General features: G+C 71.5%; 18 protein-coding genes and 2 pseudogenes. 10 read left to right on the forward strand and 10 right to left on the reverse strand.

Going from position 1 to position 17853, the window contains the following annotated elements; genetic code table 11:
* Nucleotides 1-73: 73 nt before the first annotated feature.
* Entirely contained in the window at nucleotides 74-1864 is a 1791-nt protein-coding gene (kstD, locus tag ACFY1U_RS06055; protein WP_390692947.1) for a 3-oxosteroid 1-dehydrogenase, read from the forward strand.
* On the opposite strand, the gene ACFY1U_RS06060 is transcribed toward kstD, so the two are convergent.
* From ACFY1U_RS06060 to ACFY1U_RS06070, 3 genes are all read right to left on the reverse strand, one after another.
* The gene (locus ACFY1U_RS06060) at nucleotides 1861-2544 is read right to left on the reverse strand and encodes a class I SAM-dependent DNA methyltransferase (protein WP_390692948.1); all 684 of its coding nucleotides are present in this window, start codon (nucleotides 2542-2544) and stop codon (nucleotides 1861-1863) included. The genes kstD and ACFY1U_RS06060 overlap by 4 nt on opposite strands.
* A 396-nt stretch (nucleotides 2545-2940) precedes the next feature.
* Complete coding sequence (locus ACFY1U_RS06065; protein ID WP_390692949.1) at nucleotides 2941-3255, reverse strand: AzlD domain-containing protein; 315 nt, start codon at nucleotides 3253-3255, stop codon at nucleotides 2941-2943.
* A complete protein-coding gene (locus tag ACFY1U_RS06070) occupies nucleotides 3252-3962 on the reverse strand; it encodes an AzlC family ABC transporter permease (protein WP_390692950.1) in 711 nt (236 codons plus the stop codon). Before ACFY1U_RS06070 ends, ACFY1U_RS06065 begins: the two co-directional genes overlap by 4 nt.
* Before the next feature lie 65 nt (nucleotides 3963-4027).
* Between ACFY1U_RS06070 and ACFY1U_RS06075 the strand changes: the two genes are divergently transcribed.
* Complete coding sequence (locus ACFY1U_RS06075; protein ID WP_390692951.1) at nucleotides 4028-4594, forward strand: helix-turn-helix domain-containing protein; 567 nt, start codon at nucleotides 4028-4030, stop codon at nucleotides 4592-4594.
* 113 nt (nucleotides 4595-4707) lie between these two features.
* Here the strand turns inward: ACFY1U_RS06075 and ACFY1U_RS06080 are convergent, their stop codons facing one another.
* Nucleotides 4708-4911: a cold-shock protein gene (locus tag ACFY1U_RS06080; RefSeq protein WP_003992177.1), complete on the reverse strand. Its 204-nt coding sequence runs from the start codon at nucleotides 4909-4911 to the stop codon at nucleotides 4708-4710.
* A 307-nt stretch (nucleotides 4912-5218) separates the two neighbouring features.
* On the opposite strand from ACFY1U_RS06080, the gene ACFY1U_RS06085 reads away from it, so the two are divergent.
* The gene (locus ACFY1U_RS06085) at nucleotides 5219-6067 is read left to right on the forward strand and encodes a menaquinone biosynthetic enzyme MqnA/MqnD family protein (protein WP_390692952.1); all 849 of its coding nucleotides are present in this window, start codon (nucleotides 5219-5221) and stop codon (nucleotides 6065-6067) included.
* Between the two features lie 67 nt (nucleotides 6068-6134).
* Nucleotides 6135-7982, forward strand: coding sequence for a protein kinase (locus ACFY1U_RS06090; RefSeq protein ID WP_390692953.1), 1848 nt, complete (start codon nucleotides 6135-6137; stop codon nucleotides 7980-7982).
* Nucleotides 7983-7994: 12 nt separating this feature from the next.
* On the opposite strand, the gene ACFY1U_RS06095 is transcribed toward ACFY1U_RS06090, so the two are convergent.
* The 3 genes and pseudogenes from ACFY1U_RS06095 to ACFY1U_RS06105 all read right to left on the reverse strand — a co-directional run bounded on the left by ACFY1U_RS06095 (nucleotide 7995) and on the right by ACFY1U_RS06105 (nucleotide 11080).
* The gene (locus ACFY1U_RS06095) at nucleotides 7995-9065 is read right to left on the reverse strand and encodes a sugar ABC transporter substrate-binding protein (protein WP_390692954.1); all 1071 of its coding nucleotides are present in this window, start codon (nucleotides 9063-9065) and stop codon (nucleotides 7995-7997) included.
* Between the two features lie 36 nt (nucleotides 9066-9101).
* Nucleotides 9102-9200, reverse strand: a pseudogene (locus ACFY1U_RS06100) (short-chain dehydrogenase); the annotation flags it as partial.
* A gap of 146 nt (nucleotides 9201-9346) precedes the next feature.
* Nucleotides 9347-11080: a sigma-70 family RNA polymerase sigma factor gene (locus tag ACFY1U_RS06105; RefSeq protein WP_390692955.1), complete on the reverse strand. Its 1734-nt coding sequence runs from the start codon at nucleotides 11078-11080 to the stop codon at nucleotides 9347-9349.
* 239 nt (nucleotides 11081-11319) lie between these two features.
* Between ACFY1U_RS06105 and ACFY1U_RS06110 the strand changes: the two genes are divergently transcribed.
* The 5 genes from ACFY1U_RS06110 to ACFY1U_RS06130 all read left to right on the forward strand — a co-directional run bounded on the left by ACFY1U_RS06110 (nucleotide 11320) and on the right by ACFY1U_RS06130 (nucleotide 14946).
* The gene (locus ACFY1U_RS06110) at nucleotides 11320-11733 is read left to right on the forward strand and encodes an SsgA family sporulation/cell division regulator (protein WP_390692956.1); all 414 of its coding nucleotides are present in this window, start codon (nucleotides 11320-11322) and stop codon (nucleotides 11731-11733) included.
* 44 nt (nucleotides 11734-11777) lie between these two features.
* A complete protein-coding gene (locus tag ACFY1U_RS06115; protein WP_390692957.1) occupies nucleotides 11778-12404 on the forward strand; it encodes a prepilin peptidase in 627 nt (208 codons plus the stop codon).
* 49 nt (nucleotides 12405-12453) lie between these two features.
* Nucleotides 12454-13653 carry a cyclic dehypoxanthinyl futalosine synthase gene (mqnC, locus tag ACFY1U_RS06120; RefSeq protein ID WP_390692958.1) on the forward strand — a complete coding sequence of 400 codons (1200 nt, stop codon included), beginning with the start codon at nucleotides 12454-12456 and terminating at the stop codon, nucleotides 13651-13653.
* A 7-nt stretch (nucleotides 13654-13660) separates the two neighbouring features.
* Complete coding sequence (locus tag ACFY1U_RS06125) at nucleotides 13661-14107, forward strand: hypothetical protein (RefSeq protein WP_390692959.1); 447 nt, start codon at nucleotides 13661-13663, stop codon at nucleotides 14105-14107.
* Nucleotides 14108-14253: 146 nt separating this feature from the next.
* Nucleotides 14254-14946, forward strand: coding sequence for a demethylmenaquinone methyltransferase (locus tag ACFY1U_RS06130; RefSeq protein WP_390692960.1), 693 nt, complete (start codon nucleotides 14254-14256; stop codon nucleotides 14944-14946).
* 3 nt (nucleotides 14947-14949) lie between these two features.
* On the opposite strand, the gene ACFY1U_RS06135 is transcribed toward ACFY1U_RS06130, so the two are convergent.
* Together ACFY1U_RS06135 and ACFY1U_RS06140 are read right to left on the reverse strand one after the other, a co-directional pair.
* Nucleotides 14950-15252 (reverse strand): PASTA domain-containing protein, encoded by a 303-nt coding sequence (locus tag ACFY1U_RS06135; protein ID WP_344403589.1) that lies wholly within the window; start codon nucleotides 15250-15252, stop codon nucleotides 14950-14952.
* 116 nt (nucleotides 15253-15368) lie between these two features.
* The gene (locus ACFY1U_RS06140; protein WP_390692961.1) at nucleotides 15369-15893 is read right to left on the reverse strand and encodes a GNAT family N-acetyltransferase; all 525 of its coding nucleotides are present in this window, start codon (nucleotides 15891-15893) and stop codon (nucleotides 15369-15371) included.
* Nucleotides 15894-15993: 100 nt separating this feature from the next.
* On the opposite strand from ACFY1U_RS06140, the gene ACFY1U_RS06145 reads away from it, so the two are divergent.
* Nucleotides 15994-17310: a geranylgeranyl reductase family protein gene (locus ACFY1U_RS06145; protein ID WP_390692962.1), complete on the forward strand. Its 1317-nt coding sequence runs from the start codon at nucleotides 15994-15996 to the stop codon at nucleotides 17308-17310.
* 9 nt (nucleotides 17311-17319) lie between these two features.
* Here ACFY1U_RS06145 and ACFY1U_RS06150 read toward each other — a convergent pair.
* Nucleotides 17320-17844 (reverse strand): annotated as a pseudogene (locus ACFY1U_RS06150) (peptide deformylase); the annotation flags it as partial.
* Between the last annotated feature and the right edge of the window lie 9 nt (nucleotides 17845-17853).

The following is a 17853-nucleotide window of genomic DNA, read 5'->3' on the forward strand; positions in this document are numbered from 1 at the left end:
TCCCACCCCGCACCTCCGCACCTCCGCACCTGCGCAACTCACCCCACCCCTCGTCCGGTTGGAGCGACCTGCCATGGTCACGAGCGCGGAACCTGTGAGACGTCCAGCACGACCCACCCGGAGGCAGGTGCTCGGCGCCGCGGGTACCACCGGTCTCGCCCTGGCCGTCGGCGCGGGTCCCGGCGCCCGCACGGCCACCGCCGCCGACCTCCCCCTGCTCGGCACCTATGACGTCGTCGTCATCGGCTCCGGCGCGGCCGGCATGACCGCCGCGCTCGCGGCGGCCAAGCAGGGCCTGAGCACCGTCGTGGTCGAAAAGGCCCCCACCTTCGGCGGATCCGCCGCCCGTTCCGGTGCCGGCATCTGGATCCCCAACAACCCCGTGATCCTCGCCGCCGGAGTCCCGGACACCCCCGCCAAGGCCGCCGCCTACCTCGCCGCGGTCGTCGGCCCGGACGTACCCGTGGCCCGGCAGAACGCCTTCCTCGCCCACGGCCCCGACATGATCTCCTTCGTCCTGGCCAACAGCCCGCTCCGCTTCCGCTGGATGGAGGGGTACAGCGACTACTACCCGGAGCTGCCGGGCGGTCTGCCGGGCGGCCGCTCCATCGAGCCCGACCAGTTCGACGGCAACCTCCTCGGCGCCGAACTCGCCCATCTCAATCCGCCGTACATGCAGGTTCCTTCCGGCATGGTCGTGTTCAGCGCCGACTACAAGTGGCTCGCCCTCGCCGCCGTGAGCGCCAAGGGTGCCGCCGTCGCCGCCGAGTGCCTGGCGCGCGGCACGAAGGCGGCGCTGCTGGGGCAGACGCCGTTGACGATGGGGCAGTCGCTGGCCGCCGGGTTGCGCAAGGGGCTGCTGGACGCGGGCGTCCCCGTCCGGCTGGGCACCCCGCTCACCGACCTGTTCGTCGAGAGCGGTGCCGTCACCGGGGCGGTCGTCACGAAGGACGGCGCCCCCGGCCTCATACGCGCCCGCCGCGCGGTGGTCGTCGGCTCCGGCGGCTTCGAGCACAACGGTGCCATGCGTGCGCAGTACCAGCGCGGGCCCATCGGCACGGAGTGGACGGTCGGCGCGAAGGAGAACACCGGCGACGGCATCCGGGCGGGACGACAACTGGGCGCCGCACTCGCCCTCATGGACGACGCCTGGTGGGGACCGGCCATCCCGCTCCCCGGTCAGCCCTACTTCTGTCTCGCCGAACGCACCCTCCCCGGCGGCCTCCTCGTCAACGCGGCGGGCGCCCGCTTCGTCAACGAGGCCGGCCCCTACAGCGACGTCGTCCACACCATGTACGACCGCAATCCCACCGACCCGGACATCCCGGCCTGGCTGATCGTCGACCAGAACTACCGCAACCGGTACCTGTTCAAGGACGTCGTCCCGACCCTCACCTTCCCCGACGACTGGTACAGCTCGGGGGCGGCGCACAAGGCCTGGACCCTCGACGCCCTCGCCGCCTCCGTCGGTGTTCCCGCCGCGGCCCTGCGCGCCACGGTCGACCGCTTCAACTCCCTTGCCCTCAAAGGGACCGACAGCGACTTCCACCGCGGCGACAGCGCGTACGACCACTACTACACGGACCCCTCCGTCCTCCCCAACTCCTGCCTCGCACCCCTGTGGCTGCCCCCGTACTACGCGTTCCGCATCGTCCCCGGGGACCTCGGGACCAAGGGCGGGCTGGTCACGGACGCCCGGGCGCGGGTGCTGCGACCGGACGGCTCGGTGATCCCCGGCCTGTACGCCGCCGGGAACGCCAGCGCGGCCGTGATGGGACACAGCTACGCCGGGGCCGGGTCGACCATCGGACCCGCGATGACGTTCGGGTACATCGCGGCGCTGGACATCGCGGGGGCGCTCTAGGAGGCCACCGCCGCCGGCTTCCGGGCTACGAGGAAGGCATGCGGGGAGGTCTCCTCCAGGCTTTCCTCCGGCTCCCGCACGGTCTGCGAGAGGAGCGCGAAGCCGGCGTCCGTCAACAGCCGGATCATCTCCTCCGGTTGGCGGCGCAGGAAGGTCAGCGAGACCGGGTGGCCCCAGGGGCGGTCGTGGTGGCGGTGCTCGTCGCCCGCCTGGAAGCCGACCAGGAGGTGACCGCCGGGTGCGAGCACCCGGTGGAACTCGGCGAACAGGGCTGGCAGTTCGTCCGCAGGGGTGTGGATGGAGGAGTACCAGGAGAGCGCCCCGGCCAGCGTGCCGTCGGGGATGTCCAGGTCCAGCATCGAGCCCTGCTCGAAACGCAGGCCCGGGCTCTCCCGGCGGGCAACCGCCAGCATCGACTCCGACAGGTCGAGTCCGAAGACGTCCAGTCCGAGCGAGGCGAGGCGGGCCGTCGTCCGGCCCGGACCGCACCCCAGATCGGCCACCGGCCCCTCGCCGCCCACGAGTTCGGCGAAGACCTGGAGTATCGCCCGCTCCAGCGGCCTGTCCGCGAGCTCGCGCTCGAACCGGGCGGCGTAGTCCTCGGCCACGGCGTCGTAGAACGTCCGGGTGCTGGTGAGGAACTCGGGTTCGGGCGCGGTCTTTTCGCGGGTCTCGGTCATGCTCAAAACCGTAGCGACGACCACTGACAATCCCCCGTCGCCGACCTCCTCGGCCCGCCCGCCCGGGCCCGCTCGCCCTCTCGCCCGCTCGCTCGCCCGCCGGGCCCGCCCGTCTCGGCCCGCCCGCTTGGGCTCGTTCGCCTGGGTTCGTCTGTCTCGGCTCGTTCGCCTGAGCCCGTCCGTCCTGGGCTCGTCCGTCCTGGGCTCGTCCGTCTCGGCTCGTCCGCTTGGGTCCGTCTGTCCTAGGTCGTCCGCCTGGACTCGACCGTCTCGGCCCGTCCACCTGGGCTCGTCCGTCTCCGCCCGACATCCTCGGCCCGTCTGCCTGGGCTCGTCCGCCTCAGCCACCCCGCCTCGTCCGCCCCTGCTCAGCCCACCCTGCTCAGCCTGCCCCGCTCAGCTCACCCCCACAGCCCGCAGCACCGCCGTCGTCCCCGCAGCCCCCAGTACCGCCACCGCGAACGGTGCCCTCCGCCAGGCCAGCACGGCCCCGGCCAGTACCCCGGTCGGCCGGGCCCAGCCCGCGAAGCCGCCGTTCTCTGTCAGCGCGCCCGTCGCCAGCAGGGCGGCCAGCAGTACGACCGCGCCCGCCGACAGCAGCTCCTGGACCCGCGCCGGCAGCTCCACGCGCCCGTGCAGTGCCGGGCCGACCAGCCGGAAGGCGTACGTACCGGCCGCCAGGGCCAGGATCATCGCGACGGTGGCGTTCATGCGGAGACCCCCTTGCGGCCGTGCAGGACCAGTCCCGCCAGCGCCAGCAGCACCGGCACCCCCGCCGGGACGGCGGGCGTCACCGCGAGGGCCAGGGCGGCGCCGAGCAACGCGCACCGCCGTGTCCGGGCGTCCGCACGCAGGGTGGGCAGCACCAGGGCCACCAGCACCGCGGGGAAGGCCGCGTCCAGTCCGTATGTCGCCGGGTCGCCCAGCGCGCCCCCGGCCAGCGCTCCGGCCAGGACACCCACGTTCCATACGGCGAACAGGCCGATCCCCGAGACCCAGAACGCCCTCCGCCGCCGTACCGGATCGGCCTGGGCCAGGGCGAAGGCCACCGTCTCGTCGGTGACGAGGTGGGCGCCGATCAGGCGGGTGAGGCGGCCCGGCCCGAGGGTGTCGGAGACGGCGAGGCTGAAGGCGGCCGTGCGGGTGTTGAGGAGCAGACCGGTGGCCGCCGCGGCGATCGGGCCGCCCCCGGCCAGCAGGACGCCGACCGCGCTGAACTGGGCGGAGCCCGCGTAGACCACCAGGGACATCACCACCGGCACCCACACCGGCAGACCCCCGGCCACGGCGATCGCGCCGAAGGAGACACCGACGACGCCGCTGGCGAGCCAGACGAGGGAGGCGTCCCGGATCAGATCCCGGGACTGGGGGAGGGGAGAGGTTATGGGCACTCGGGGCGTTCGCCATGCCGTACGCATGTTCTCTAGGATGAACAGAAGCGCCCTCGTTCGTCAAGGCGAACGGTCGTACCGATGGAGCGAACATGACGTCCGATCTGCCACCCCGGCTCCCCCTGGACTGGATCGCGGCCGCGCTGCGGCGCGAGCGCACCCGTGCCGGGCTGTCCCTCTCCGAGCTGGCCAAACGGGCCGGGATCGCGAAGTCGACGCTGTCGCAGCTGGAGGGCGGGAGCGGAAACCCGAGCGTGGAGACGCTGTGGGCGCTGGGGGTGGCCCTGGGTGTGCCCTTCAGCGTGCTGGTGGAGCCGCCCGCCCCTGCGGTGCACGTGATCCGGGCGGGAGAGGGGCCGGTCGTGGCCTCCGAACGGGCGGACTACCGGGCCACCCTGCTCTCCGCGAGCCCGCCCGGCGCCCGGCGTGACATCTACCACCTGCGCACGGAGCCGGGACCCGCCCGCGAGTCGGAGCCGCACATCCCGGGCACCGTGGAGCATCTGATCGTGAGCACCGGCCGGGTGAAGGCCGGCCCGGCGGGGGAGACCGAGGAACTCGGCCCCGGGGACTACATGACGTATCGCGGGGATGTGCCGCACTCGTACGAGGCGCTGGTGCCCGGGACGACGTTCGTGCTGGTCATGCAGCATGTGTGAGCCGTACGGGTGATGTACGGGAAAAGGCAGGAGCCCCGCTGCCTTGCGGCGCGGGGCTCCTTGGGTACTGCTCTCAGTTCCGGATCAAAGCACCAGGCTCCGAGACCGAATGATCAGACGGGGGTGACGTTCTCCGCCTGCGGGCCCTTCGGGCCCTGGGTCACGTCGAAGGAGACCTGCTGGTTCTCCTCCAGCGAGCGGAAGCCGCTCGCGTTGATGGCGGAGTAGTGGACGAAGACGTCCGGGCCGCCACCCTCCTGGGCGATGAAGCCAAAGCCCTTTTCGGCGTTGAACCACTTCACGGTTCCGGTAGCCATAAGCCCTCCTTGGGCCCAAAGGGTTGCCCTGCTCCAGAACCTGCAAGTGTGAAAACAGTGCCGCACAACTGCATACTTCTGAAAACGACGAGAGCCCGCGGTTACATGCTCCGCAGGCTCTGTACTGCAAGGGAAACCAAACTGCAACTTGCGGCGAGCCTAGCACGCGGGCAGCCGAAAGCAATAGAGGGCAAGATCACGTCACTCGGACGTTTGAAGGTCTCGCGGTGGGATTGACGTGACACCGGTGACGGTGCCGCACCACCCTGAAGGCTGCACCGTACCTCATAGGGTCTAGCCTCGCGATGTGGACAATTCTCGCACCCGGCCGCGCGTCGGCCACATCCAGTTCCTGAACTGCCTGCCCCTGTACTGGGGGCTCGCGAGAACGGGCACGCTCCTCGACTTCGAGCTGACCAAGGACTCCCCGGAGAAGCTCAGCGAGCAGCTGGTGCGGGGCGACCTCGACATCGCCCCCATCACCCTCGTCGAGTTCCTCAAGAACGCCGACGACCTGGTCGCCTTCCCCGACATCGCCGTCGGCTGCGACGGCCCGGTCATGTCCTGCGTGATCGTCTCGCAGGTCCCGCTGGAGGAGCTGGACGGCCGCCGGGTCGCCCTCGGCTCCACCTCGCGCACATCCGTCCGCCTGGCCCAGCTGCTGCTGGCCGAGCGCTACGGCGTCCGGCCCGAGTACTACACCTGCCCGCCCGACCTCAGCCTGATGATGCAGGAGGCCGAGGCAGCCGTACTCATCGGAGACGCGGCCCTGCGGGCAAACCTCCACGACGGGCCGCGCTTCGGCCTCCAGGTGCACGACCTCGGCACGCTCTGGAAGGAGTGGACCGGGCTGCCGTTCGTCTTCGCGGTCTGGGCGGCCCGCCGGGACTATCTGGAGCGCGAGCCGTTCATCACCCGCAAGGTCCACGAGGCCTTCCTCGCCTCCCGCGACCTCTCCCTGGAGGAGGTCGGCAAGGTCGCCGAGCAGGCGGCCCGCTGGGAGGCGTTCGACGAGCGGGTCCTGGAGCAGTACTTCACGACGCTGGACTTCCGCTTCGGCGGGCCGCAGCTGGCCGCCGTCGCCGAGTTCGCCCGCCGGGTCGGTCCGACGACCGGCTTCCCGGCGGACGTGAAGGTGGATCTGCTGCAGCCGTAAGCCGTACGGGAACGGCGCACTACCCTTTTCTCGTCGTTACGGGGGATACGGGGGAGGGGTGGACGCCATGCAGCCGCTCGGAGCCGACGAGCCCACCGTCGTGGGGCCCTACCGGCTGCTCGGCCGGCTCGGCTCCGGCGGGATGGGCCGCGTCTACCTGGGCCGCAGCGCCGGGGGGCGCACGGTCGCAGTCAAGATCGTGCACCCGCACTTCGCGCTCGACGAGGAGTTCCGCGCCCGCTTCCGCCGCGAGGTGGAGGCCGCGCGGCGGGTGGGCGGGGCGTGGACGGCCCCGGTGCTCGACGCGGACCCGGGGGCGGCCGTCCCCTGGGTGGCCACGGCGTATGCGGCGGGCCCGTCGCTGGCGGCGGCGGTCGCGGACGGCGGCCCGCTGCCGGCTCATTCCGTACGGGCGCTGGGCGCGGGGCTGGCGGAGGCGCTGGCGGCGGTGCACGAACTGGGCCTGGTGCACCGGGACGTGAAGCCGTCCAACGTCCTGCTGACGCTCGACGGCCCGCTGCTGATCGATTTCGGCATCGCGCGGGCGACGGACGGCACGGCGTCCCTGACGTCCACCGGCGTGTCCATCGGCTCGCCCGGTTACATGTCGCCCGAGCAGATCCTCGGGAAGGGGGCCACGGGGGCCGCCGACGTCTTCTCGCTGGGCGCGGTGCTGGCGTACGCGGCGACCGGGGAGCAGCCGTTTCCCGGCGACTCGTCCGCGGCTCTGCTCTACAAGGTCGTCCACGAGGAACCCGAACTCGGCTCACTGAGCGGTGAGTTGCGGGAGGTCGTGGAGGCGTGCCTGGTCAAGGAGCCGGGGCAGCGGCCGACACCCGGTGAGCTGGGACGGCGGCTCGCTCCCGAGGGCGCGGCGCGGCTGGTGGCGGGCGGGTGGCTGCCGGGGGCGCTGGTGGAACAGGTGAGCCGCAGCGTCGTGAAGCTGCTGAACCTGGAGGCGGGGGACGAGGCGCCCTCCGGGCCGGTGGCGTTCAGCAGCCCTTCGGTCGGGGATGCGGTGACGGCGGGAGGAGAAGGGGCCGGGCGGTCGACGGCCGGCCGGGAGGCGGACGGGCAGCAGACGAGGGGGGAGTTCGGACCGGCGCCGGTGATGCCGGGGGCCGCGGCTTTCTCCGGCCCCTCGGTTTCCGCGCCTGCTGTCCCTGTCCCTGGCGCTCCTGACTCGGCCGCTCCTGACTCTGCTGTTCCTGACTCTGCTGTTCCTGACTCTGCCGTTCCCGCGCCTCCCGCCTCTGTGCCCGAGCCGCGGGACGCGCCTCCCGTCGAGCAGAGTCCGGGCAGGCTTTCCGTGTCCGTGGCGGCGACGTCCGCGCCGGGGGAGGGCGGGCGCGGGCGGCGACTGAGCTGCACCGTGGCGCTGGCGGCCGCGGGGGCACTGGCGGCGGTGACGGTGGGGTCGGTGTTCCTGTTCGACCTGTTGCCGGGCAGCAGTGAGAACGACGCGGGCGGTTCGAGCAACGGCGCGTACTCCCCGCAGCCGGGCACCACGTCGAGCGCCTCGCCCACCGCCGGCTCCACCGCCGCCGAGAGCCCCACCGGGTCCGCCGTGCCCGCCGGCTACCTCGGCACGTGGGAGGGCCAGGGCCTCGTCCTCGACGGCGCCCTGCCCGCGGGCACCTTCCGGGTGACGATCCATCAGGCCGGCGTGGGCGAGGAGGTGGGCCGAGTCCGGCAGACCGACCAGCTCGGGGGCGTCTGCAACGACGTACTGACACTGAAGAAGGTGTCGGACAAGGAGCTCCTCACGACCTCGGTGGGCGCAAAGTCCAACCACACGGGGTGCAACCCGGTGGCGCACACGGTGCGGTTGGCCCGGGTGGGCGACGACCTCACGTACATGTCGGACAGCGACGCGGAGGGCAAGCCCACGGCTCGGATGTCGAAGGTCAAGTAGGCGAAGCCCGGGTCAGCGGTTGTTGCCCCAGAGGGACGTGTCGTCGCTCCTGAGACTGGGGACCCCGCTGTAGGTCCCGCCGCCCGCGGTCACCAGCGGGGCGGGGAGCTGGTCCTCCAGCACGCCTTTGCGGACCTGGACGATCGTGCTGTTGTGGTCGGTCCTGCCCGGTTTGAACGTCTTGCCCTCGATCGCCGCCTTCAGATAGGAGAGGGCGTACTTCGCGTAGAGGTCGGCGGGCTGGGAGACCGTCGCGTCGATCTCGCCCTGGGCGATGCTCTGGAGCTCCCTGGGGGTGCCGTCGTTGGAGACCACGAACACGTGCTTGGCGTCCTTCGGGCCGACCAGCAGACCCTGCTGCCTGAGCACCTGGAGGGTGCCCGAGAGGGCGGAGCTGGCCTCCATGTAGACGCCCTTGATGTCCGGGTGAGCGGTGAGATCCGTCTGCAGCTTCCGGGCCGCGATCGCCCCGTCCCAGTTGGTCGCCTCGCCGAAGACCTGGATCCTGGGGTAGTTCTCCTTCATGCACCTGTTGAACCCCTCGGTGCGGTCCCGGGCATTGATGGAGGCAAGGTCGCCTTCGAGCATGACGACCTTGCCCTCGCCGCCGAGCTTGGTGCCGAGGAACCGGCAGGCCTTCTCGCCGTACGCGCGGTTGTCGGCGCGGACGATCATGTAGACGTGGCCGGTGTCAGGGCGGGTGTCCAGGGTGACCACGGGGATCTTCTGGGCGGACAACTGCCGCAGGACGGGTCCGATCGCGCCGGTGCTCTGCGGAGCCATCGCCACGCCCTTCACCCCGTGGATGATGAGCGTCTGTACGTTGGCGGCGAGATTGCCGACGTCGTTCTGCGAGTCGGTCGTCTCCAGCCTCAGACCGAGCTCCTTGGCGAACCGGGGGGTGTACGTGATGTACGAGGTCCAGAAGTCGGTGTCGGAGCGGGGATAGTCGACGCCCACCAGCGGGGCACCGTTCGCGCCGCCCCCCGCTTCGCCTCCCGAGCCGCCGCAGGCGCTGAGCGCGGCGACGGCGAGGACGGTGACGGTGCCGAGGCCGGGACGTCTGAGGCGACGGGTCTTCACGGCAGGCTCTCCTTGCGGACGGTTTCATGCCGGAGATCAGGCCCGGGGGCGGACCGGTAGCCCGTGCATGCCGCCGTCGGCGGCGAGATCGGCGCCTGTGGCGGCACCGGAGAGCGGGCTCGCGAGGTACGCGAGCTGGTGTGGATTCCGCTGCTCATCAGGCCTCCTCGCCCCCACTGTAGACGTCGCGCCTACCCGGTCGGCGGGTGCGCGGCGGGCGCACCGTGCACCCGCCGTGCACCCGCGATCCGTGGATGAGGGGCCTCTCGGGCTCGGCGCGTCTACTCCGAGCCGTACCCGGCGCTGCCGGGCGGGTTCGGGCAATGGTCTCCGGGAGGTGTGGAGACCGGTGGGGCGGCGGGCCCGGAGCCGGATGGGGGCTCGGTCCCGGTGGGGCCGGGCGTGGTCGGTGACGGGTCCTGGGCGGGCGGTGCGACGGGGGGTGTGTCCTCGCTGGGAGGCGCCGGGGTCTCGGGAGCGTCCTCGACCGGAGGTGCCGGATTCTCCGGAGACTCCGGGGCGGGAGGCGCCGGTGTCTCCGGGGGCTGTTCGGTCGGAGCCGGGGGTTCCGGGTACGGGTCGGTGGGGGAGGGCGGAGTCTTCGGGCCTCCGCCCGGACCGCCCGTCTTCGGGGGAGCCGGTTCCTTGCCCTTGGGAGCGGGCTTGGTCGGCTTCTTGGGAGCGGGCTTGGTCGGCCTCTTGGGGGCGGGCTTGGTCGGCTTCTTCGGTGCGGGTTCGGTCGGCCTCTTGGGAGCGGGTTCGGTCGGCTTCTTCGGTGCGGGCTTGGTCGCCGGCGGTGTGTCGTCCGTCCTGCCCCCGGCCGTGTTCCCGCTCGGAGCCGGAGTGGGCTCATCGGCATCATGGGGCTTCGGTACGGCAGGTGCGGTGCTCTCGGCCGTGTGTATCCGTTCGCTGCTCCGAACGCCGGCAGGTCGGGCCGGGGTACCGCCCTTCTTCGGCGCCCCGTTCCGCGCGCCCGTCGACGGCGGCCCCGCCGGCGTCCCGGCCACCGGCACCTGAGCCACGGGCGCGTCGGCCACCGGTGTGCGCTGCGCCGGGATCCGACCCGGGGCGGCCGGACCGAGGACGAGGAGGAGCGCGGCGGCGCCCGCCACGACCGCCCCGGCGGCCGCCGCCACCTGCGTCTTCGAGCCGCCGACCGCCGCTTGGCGCACTCCGTGCAGCAGCCCGTGCCCGCCGGCCGAGCTCGCCGCACCGGCGGATCCGGCCGTGAGGGAGAGCAGGAACTTGCCCGCACCGCCCACCGCGAACACGAGAAGTGCCGGCCCGACGAGCGCGGGCAGCCGGTCGTTGGCGCTCATCAGGGCGGCCAGCCGCCCCCGGCAGTCGTCGCACGCGTCCACATGCCCGAGCAGCCGCTCGGACTGTTTCGCCGTCGCCGCACCCCGTACGTACGCGGGCATCCGCGCCCAGTACACCTGGCAGGCGGGGTCGTCGGGCGCACCGGTCTGCGTCCGCAGGAACGCCTGCCGCATGCCCTCCCGGGCCCGGTGCAACAGCACCGCCGTGGCGCCCTCCTTGGTCCCGAGCTGCGGGCCGATCGCGGCCAGCGGCTGCCCCTCCGCCTCGGCCAGCCACAGCGCCTTCACCCACCGCTCGGGCAACTGCCCCAGCACCCGTACGACCAGGTCGACGGAGGACACCTGCTCGGCGGGGTCGTCCGTGTGCGGGTGAGCGTCCGCCTCGATCCGCTCCTCGCCGTGCGGGTCCCGTGGCGTCTCGCGCACCGCGCTCCCGGCGGCGATCGCGAGGTGCCGCACCGTCGTCATCAGATACGCCGGCACGTTGTCGATCTCGTGCCCCGAGGCCAGCCGCCGCCACACCCGGAAGTGCGCCTCGGCGACGAGGTCTTCGGCGGTCCAGGCGTTCCGGGTGAGCGAACGGGCGTAGGCGACGAGACGCGGCTGCTGTTCCTCATAGATCCGGGCGTACGCGGCCGTGGCGGCGGGGGACGCGGAAGCCGGTGCGGACACTGCAGTGGAACCGTCGGACATGGCGGAACGCTCCAGTTGCCTACTACTGAGGGCGGAGAAGGTTTTGTAAGCCTAGATGGCAAAAGTTTCAATCAAAGTTGCGGCATATCGCCGATGTGACGCACGTCACCAGAGTTGTTTTCTGTTGCGGCGTAATGCCCGCGCCCCCATGGGGCTCCCAAGAGGTGTGCAGGCCAACTGGCCGCCGCGGAACCCGACATGCTCGACATGCTCTACATGCCCGAAAAGGGAGCCCCCTCGTGTACATAGCCCTGGAGCAGCCCACCGGCGCCCACCTGCTCACCCCTGACGACGACGAGCTGGCGGTGCCCGTCACCCTCCGCTATCTCTCCGACGACCCGCTGGCGGTCCATTTCGTCTTCCCGGCTTGGATCTCGCTCGACGAGGAGGAGGTGACCTGGACCTTCGCCCGCAGCCTCCTGGAGGAGGGCCTGGGCGGCCCGGCCGGCCTCGGCGCGGTCCGGCTCCGCCCGCACGGCCCGGCCCACACCGTCGTGGAGCTCCACGCCCCGCAGGGCATTGCGGCGGTCCGCTTCGAAACCGCCGCCCTGCACCGCTTCCTGCTCCGCTCCTACACGGTCACCGAGCCGGGCGGCGAGCCCCTGGAACCGGCCCTCGACCGGAGGCTCGCCTCTCTGTTCGGCGCTGTGTGAGGCTGGGGAGCCACGGTTTCGCAGGCCAACGACCCCCGGGACGGATGAAGTTGCTGATCGCCGTCGCCGCGCTCTGGGGCGCGGCAGCAGGGACGCTGCTGCCGAGGGCGGCCCACCGGTTCTCCGCGCAGCCGTACGGCCCAGGCGTCCTCGCCCTCACCACCGCCTTCGTCTGTGCCGCCCTCGCAGCCGCCACCGGGACCCGCCCCGAACTCGGTGTCTGGCTGCTGCTCGGGCCCCTCTGGGTGCTGCTGGCGGTCGTCGACCTGAGGGGGCAGCGGCTGCCCGACGTTCTGACGCTGCCGCTCGCGGGCGCCGCCCTCGTGCTGCTCGGCGTGGTGGCGCTGCTGCCCGAGCACGCCGGCGACTGGACGACGGCGCTGTACGGCGCCCTCGCGCTCGGCGGGTTCTTCCTGGTGCTGTTCCTCATCGATCCGGGCGGGACGGGCTTCGGGAACGTCGAGCCTGCGCTCGGGCTGGGCGCTGCCCTGGGGTGGTACGGCTGGCCGACGCTCATGCTCGGCACCCTCGCCGCGTTCCTGCTCGGGGCGCTGTACGGGGGCGCGCGCGTCGCCCTGCGGCGGGGCGGGCGGGAGACGGCCGTGGCGTTCGGGCCGTTTTTGCTCGGCGGGGCATTTCTCGGGCTGCTGATCGGGGCGTACACGGCCTGACGTAGGCTGGGCAGGTCTGTCCACAACCCTTGACGAAAGGGACGCCCCGGTGACCGAGAAGGCCGACCTTCAGTCCGTCCTCGACCGTGCCGCGGCGGGTGGCCGGATCACCCCCGAAGAGGCACTCGACCTCTACCGGGACGCCCCGCTGCATGCGCTGGGCGCCGCCGCCGACGCCGTACGCCGCCGTAAGTACGCCGGCACCGAGCACATCGCGACGTACATCATCGAGCGCAACATCAACTACACGAACGTGTGTGTCACGGCGTGCAAGTTCTGCGCCTTCTACGCCGCCCCCAAGGACACCGCGAAGGGCTGGACGCGGGACCTGGACGACATCCTGCGGCGCTGCGCGGAGACCGTCGAGCTCGGCGGCACCCAGATCATGTTCCAGGGCGGGCACCACCCGGACTACGGCGTCGAGTACTACGAGAAGCACTTCGCCGCCATCAAGAAGGAGTTCCCGCAGCTCGTCATCCACAGCCTGGGGGCGAGCGAGGTCGAGCACATGGCCCGGATCTCCAAGGTGAGCGTGGAGGAGGCGATCTCGCGGATCCACACCGCCGGGCTCGACTCCTTCGCGGGCGCCGGTGCCGAGCTGCTTCCCGAGCGGCCGCGCAAGGCCATCGCCCCGCTCAAGGAGTCCGGCGAGCGCTGGCTGGAGATCATGGAGACCGCGCACGGCCTGGGTGTCGAGTCGACGTCCACCATGCTCATGGGCACGGGCGAGACCAATGCCGAGCGCATCGAGCACCTGCGGATGATCCGTGACGTACAGGACCGTACGGGCGGCTTCCGCGCCTTCATCCCGTACACCTACCAGCCCGAGAACAACCATCTGAAGGGCCGCACCCAGGCCACGCTCTTCGAGTACCTGCGGATGATCGCCATCGCGCGGCTGTTCATGGACAACATCCAGCACATCCAGGGTTCCTGGCTGACCACCGGCAAGGAGGTCGGACAGCTGTCCCTGCACTACGGCGCCGACGACCTCGGCTCGATCATGCTGGAGGAGAACGTGGTCTCCTCGGCCGGCGCCAAGCACCGCTCCAACCGGCTCGAGATCATCGACCTGATCAGGAAGGCCGGGCGCGTTCCCGCCCAGCGGACCACGACGTACGAGCACATCGTCGTCCACGACGACCCGGCGAACGACCCGGTCGACGAGCGGGTGATGTCACACATCTCGTCCACGGCGATCGCGGGCGGCACCGCGCATCCCGAGCTGAAGCTGCTGGCCTCCAACTGACGTACCGGTGCTGACGATCCACGCGGCGGGCGAGGTCCGCACCGCCCGCGACGCCGCACCGATCGAGGACGGCGCCGTGGCGGTCGAGGGAAACCGGATCGCCGCGGTGGGTCCGCTGGCGGCGGTCCGGGAGCGGTTTCCGCAGGCGCGGGTGCGGAGTTGGCCGGGCGTCCTGGGGCCCGGGCGCCTCCACGAAGGCCCGCTTCCCGACGCCCCGAGCCCCCGCGAACGTATTCACGCCGTGCTGAAGTCGGGCGCTGTGGCGATCCTCGCGCAGTACGCCGACTCCCCCGAACTGCGGGCGGCGGCCGACCGGAACGACGTCCTCGTCCTGTCCGGTACGCGGCCCATGGCGCTGGCCGAGTCCGGGCGCGCCGACCTCGCCGTGTTCGACGAAACCGGCGCGTGTGTCGCGACGGTGTGCGCGGGGCGTCTCGTCCACAGGCGCCGTTAGCCCCTACCTCCGGGGAGATGGGTCGGCTGGGTCCTGATCGCCCTGTTCATTCTGCTGTGCTGCTGGGTGCAGGACGTGGCCGCGCAGAAGAACCCCAGGCTCCTCCCCCGAGCGGGAGCCGCGGGCCGTGCTGCAAGAATGGCGGCGTGACCCGCGCTTCCCTGAACAAGCAGCCGCACGAAGTCGCCTCGATGTTCGACGACGTGGCGGAACGGTACGACCTCACGAACGACGTGCTGTCGCTCGGCCAGGACCGGGTGTGGCGCAAGGAGGTGGCCCGGGCGGTCGACGCGCGGCCCGCGCAGAAGATCCTGGACCTGGCCGCCGGCACGGCCACGTCCTCGCTGCCCTTCGCCCGCGCGGGCGCGTACGTCGTCCCCTGCGACTTCTCGCTCGGCATGCTCCAGGTCGGCAAGAATAAGCACCCGTGGCTGCCGCTGACCGCGGGCGACGCGACGAAGCTGCCGTTCAAGGACGACACCTTCGACGCCGTCACGATCTCCTTCGGGCTGCGCAACGTACAGGACTTCGACACCGGGCTGCGTGAGATGTACCGGGTGACCAAGCCCGGCGGCCGCGTGGTGATCTGCGAGTTCTCGCACCCGACCTGGGCGCCCTTCCGCACGGTCTACACCGAGTACCTGATGCGCGCCCTGCCGCCGGTGGCCCGCGCGGTCTCCTCGAACCCGGAGGCCTACGTCTACCTCGCCGAGTCCATCCGCGCCTGGCCCGACCAGCCCGCGCTGGCCGAGCACCTGCAGAAGGCCGGCTGGTCGAAGGTGGCGTGGCGGAACCTGACGGGCGGGGTCGTGGCCCTGCACCGCGGTTTCAAGGGCTGACGTTCAGGCGGAGCTGACGACGTACGGGTCGCCCGGCTCGTCCAGCTCGCGCTGCAGCCCGCCGGTGGGAGGCCTCGGGATGCGCGGCTCGCGCACGCCTCCGCCGCCCTCTCCTTCGCCGAAGTCGAACCAGACGTAGATCACGGAGTCCCGCGGCACCTCCGCATTGGGCTGCGGGTACTGCCGTACGACGTACTCGACCACGGTCTGGTGGAAGTCGGGCCGGTCCGGCGCATTCAGGAAGAGGCCGGTCGCCTCCGCCGTCTTGCGCGCGTCCATGGCCATCAGTCCGACCAGCCGTGGCACGCGTACCTCGGGTGTTTTGGGTGTTATTCGCACAGATGTCACCCCCAGCGGTACTGGAAGGGTAACCGCACGGGGGCGCCGACCGGAAGCGTCAAGTGTCTTTCTGTAGCAGTCGGTTACTGTGCGTGACTATTCTGGAGCTGGAGCCGGAAGCAGAGGGCGTCCTCCTGGAGCCGGGGGTGCGGGAAGGTCTCCGCCGGTTCCATGCCCAGCCGACGGGTGACCGCGATGGAGCGCTCGTTCCCGGGCATGACCATCGCCACCACGCTCGGCACGCCCGCCGCCCTGAGCCGTTCCAGCGTCATCTGCGCGGCCGCGGTGGCATACCCCTTGCCCCAGAAGTCCCGCCCGAGCCGCCAGCCGATCTCGATCTCGCCCGTGGGGCCCCACTCCCGCGGCCACGGCTGGGCGCCCGTGAAGCCCATGACCTGCCCCGACTCGTCAACCATGGTCCACAGACAGAAGCCGAGCTCCGCGTCATGTCTGCGCTGCCGGGCGGTGAGTTCCTCGTAGACGGAGAGGTCGGCGGACTTCCCGCCGTGGAACTCCATGACGTCCGGGTCGTCGAAGACCCGGTGCCAGGCGACCGCGTCCTCGTCGGTGGGGACGCGCAGCCGTACTACGGGGAGAGCTCGGTTCACGAGGGCAGCCCTTCAGCCTGGTGATCAATTCTGCTGAATAGACTGCCTGTGTCCAGTGCCGCTCGGCACAGAGATTTATCGAACTTGGGGAGATCCCGCCGTGACCGTCGTGACCGAGCCCCACTCCGAGCCCTCCCCCGAGCCCTTCTCCGAGAACACCGCCGATGTGATCGTCGTGGGCGCGGGCCCGGCCGGCTCCACGACGGCGTACCACCTCGCCAAGTCCGGCCTCGACGTGCTCCTGCTGGAGAAGACCGAGTTCCCGCGCGAGAAGGTCTGCGGCGACGGCCTGACTCCGCGGGCGGTCAAGCAGCTCGTGGCGATGGGCATCGACGTCTCCGAGGAGGCCGGCTGGCTGCGCAACAAGGGCCTGCGCATCATCGGCGGCGGCGTCCGCCTCCAGCTGGACTGGCCGGATCTCGCCTCCTTCCCGGACTACGGCCTCGTCCGCAAGCGCGACGACTTCGACGAGCAACTCGCCCGCAACGCCCAGAAGGCGGGCGCCCGCCTCTTCGAGCGCTGCAACGTCGGCGCCCCGATCATCGACGAGCGCACGGGCCGTATCACCGGTGTGCACGCCAGGCTCGGCGAGGAGAAGCGCGAAGTCACCTTCCACGCCCCGCTCGTGGTCGCCGCCGACGGCAACTCGACCCGCCTGTCGCTGGCGATGGGCCTGCACCGCCGCGAGGACCGCCCGATGGGTGTCGCGGTCCGCACGTACTTCGAGTCGCCCCGCCACGACGACGACTACCTGGAGTCCTGGCTGGAACTCTGGGACCGCCGGGGCCCCCAGGACCGCCTTCTCCCCGGCTACGGCTGGATCTTCGGCATGGGCGACGGCACCTCCAACGTCGGCCTGGGTGTCCTGAACACCTCGGACTCCTTCAAGGAGCTCGACTGGCGCGAGGTCCTCAAGGCCTGGTGCGCCTCCATGCCGGAGGACTGGGGCTACACCCCGGACAACATGACCGGGCCGATCCGCGGCGCCGCCCTCCCGATGGCCTTCAACCGCCAGCCGCACTACACGCGCGGGCTGCTGCTGGTCGGCGACGCCGGCGGCCTGGTGAACCCCTTCAATGGCGAGGGCATCGCCTACGCCATGGAGTCCGGCCAGATCGCCGCCGACGTCATCGTCCAGGCCCACGCCCGCCCGACCCCCGCGAGCCGCGAACTCGCCCTGCAGCGCTACCCGCGCGTCCTCAAGGACACCTACGGCGGCTACTACACGCTGGGCCGCGCCTTCGTGAAGCTCATCGGCAACCCGAAGGTCATGAAGATCGCGGCCCAGCGCGGTCTGACCCACCCCATGCTGATGAAGTTCACCCTGAAGCTGCTGGCGAACCTGACGGACCCGACCGGCGGCGACGCGATGGACCGCATCATCAACGGGCTGAGCAGGGTGGCCCCGAAGGCGTGACCAGCTCCTGAAAGCCTCCTCGTTGGCGGCCCGGCGCGCGAACACCTCGTCGCGCCGGTCCGCCACCTGCCGGAGCGCGTCCTTCCGCTCCCACTCGGAGAGCCGGTCCAGATAGACCTGGCCGTCGCAGTGGTCGGTCTCGTGCGCCAGGCAGCGCGCGAAGTACCCCGTGCCCTTGATGGCGAAGTACCCCGTGCCCTCGATGGCGAGGGGCTCGCCGTCCTTGTCGAACCCGCGCACCACGGCCCGGTCCGGACGCGGTGCGTCCATCACGGCGCCCGGCACCGACAGACACCCTCGCCCTCGTCGAGCAGCCGGCGACCGGCCGGGTCGAGGGCGTCGAGCACCGGGTTGACGACGTGCCCGACGTGCCGGACCCCGTCGTCGTCCGGGCAGTCGTACACGAACAGCCGCAGGCCCACGCCGACCTGGTTCGCCGACCTCCGTCACGCGCCGCACCCCGCCGCGCCGGGGCTCGGGCGCGAGCGGCGGATACGAATCGTCGGGCCTGCCTTGCACGAACACACGTGGCATGTCTGTGCC

This window comes from Streptomyces sp. NPDC001351 (assembly GCF_042896045.1).
Classification (GTDB): Bacteria; Actinomycetota; Actinomycetes; order Streptomycetales; family Streptomycetaceae; genus Streptomyces.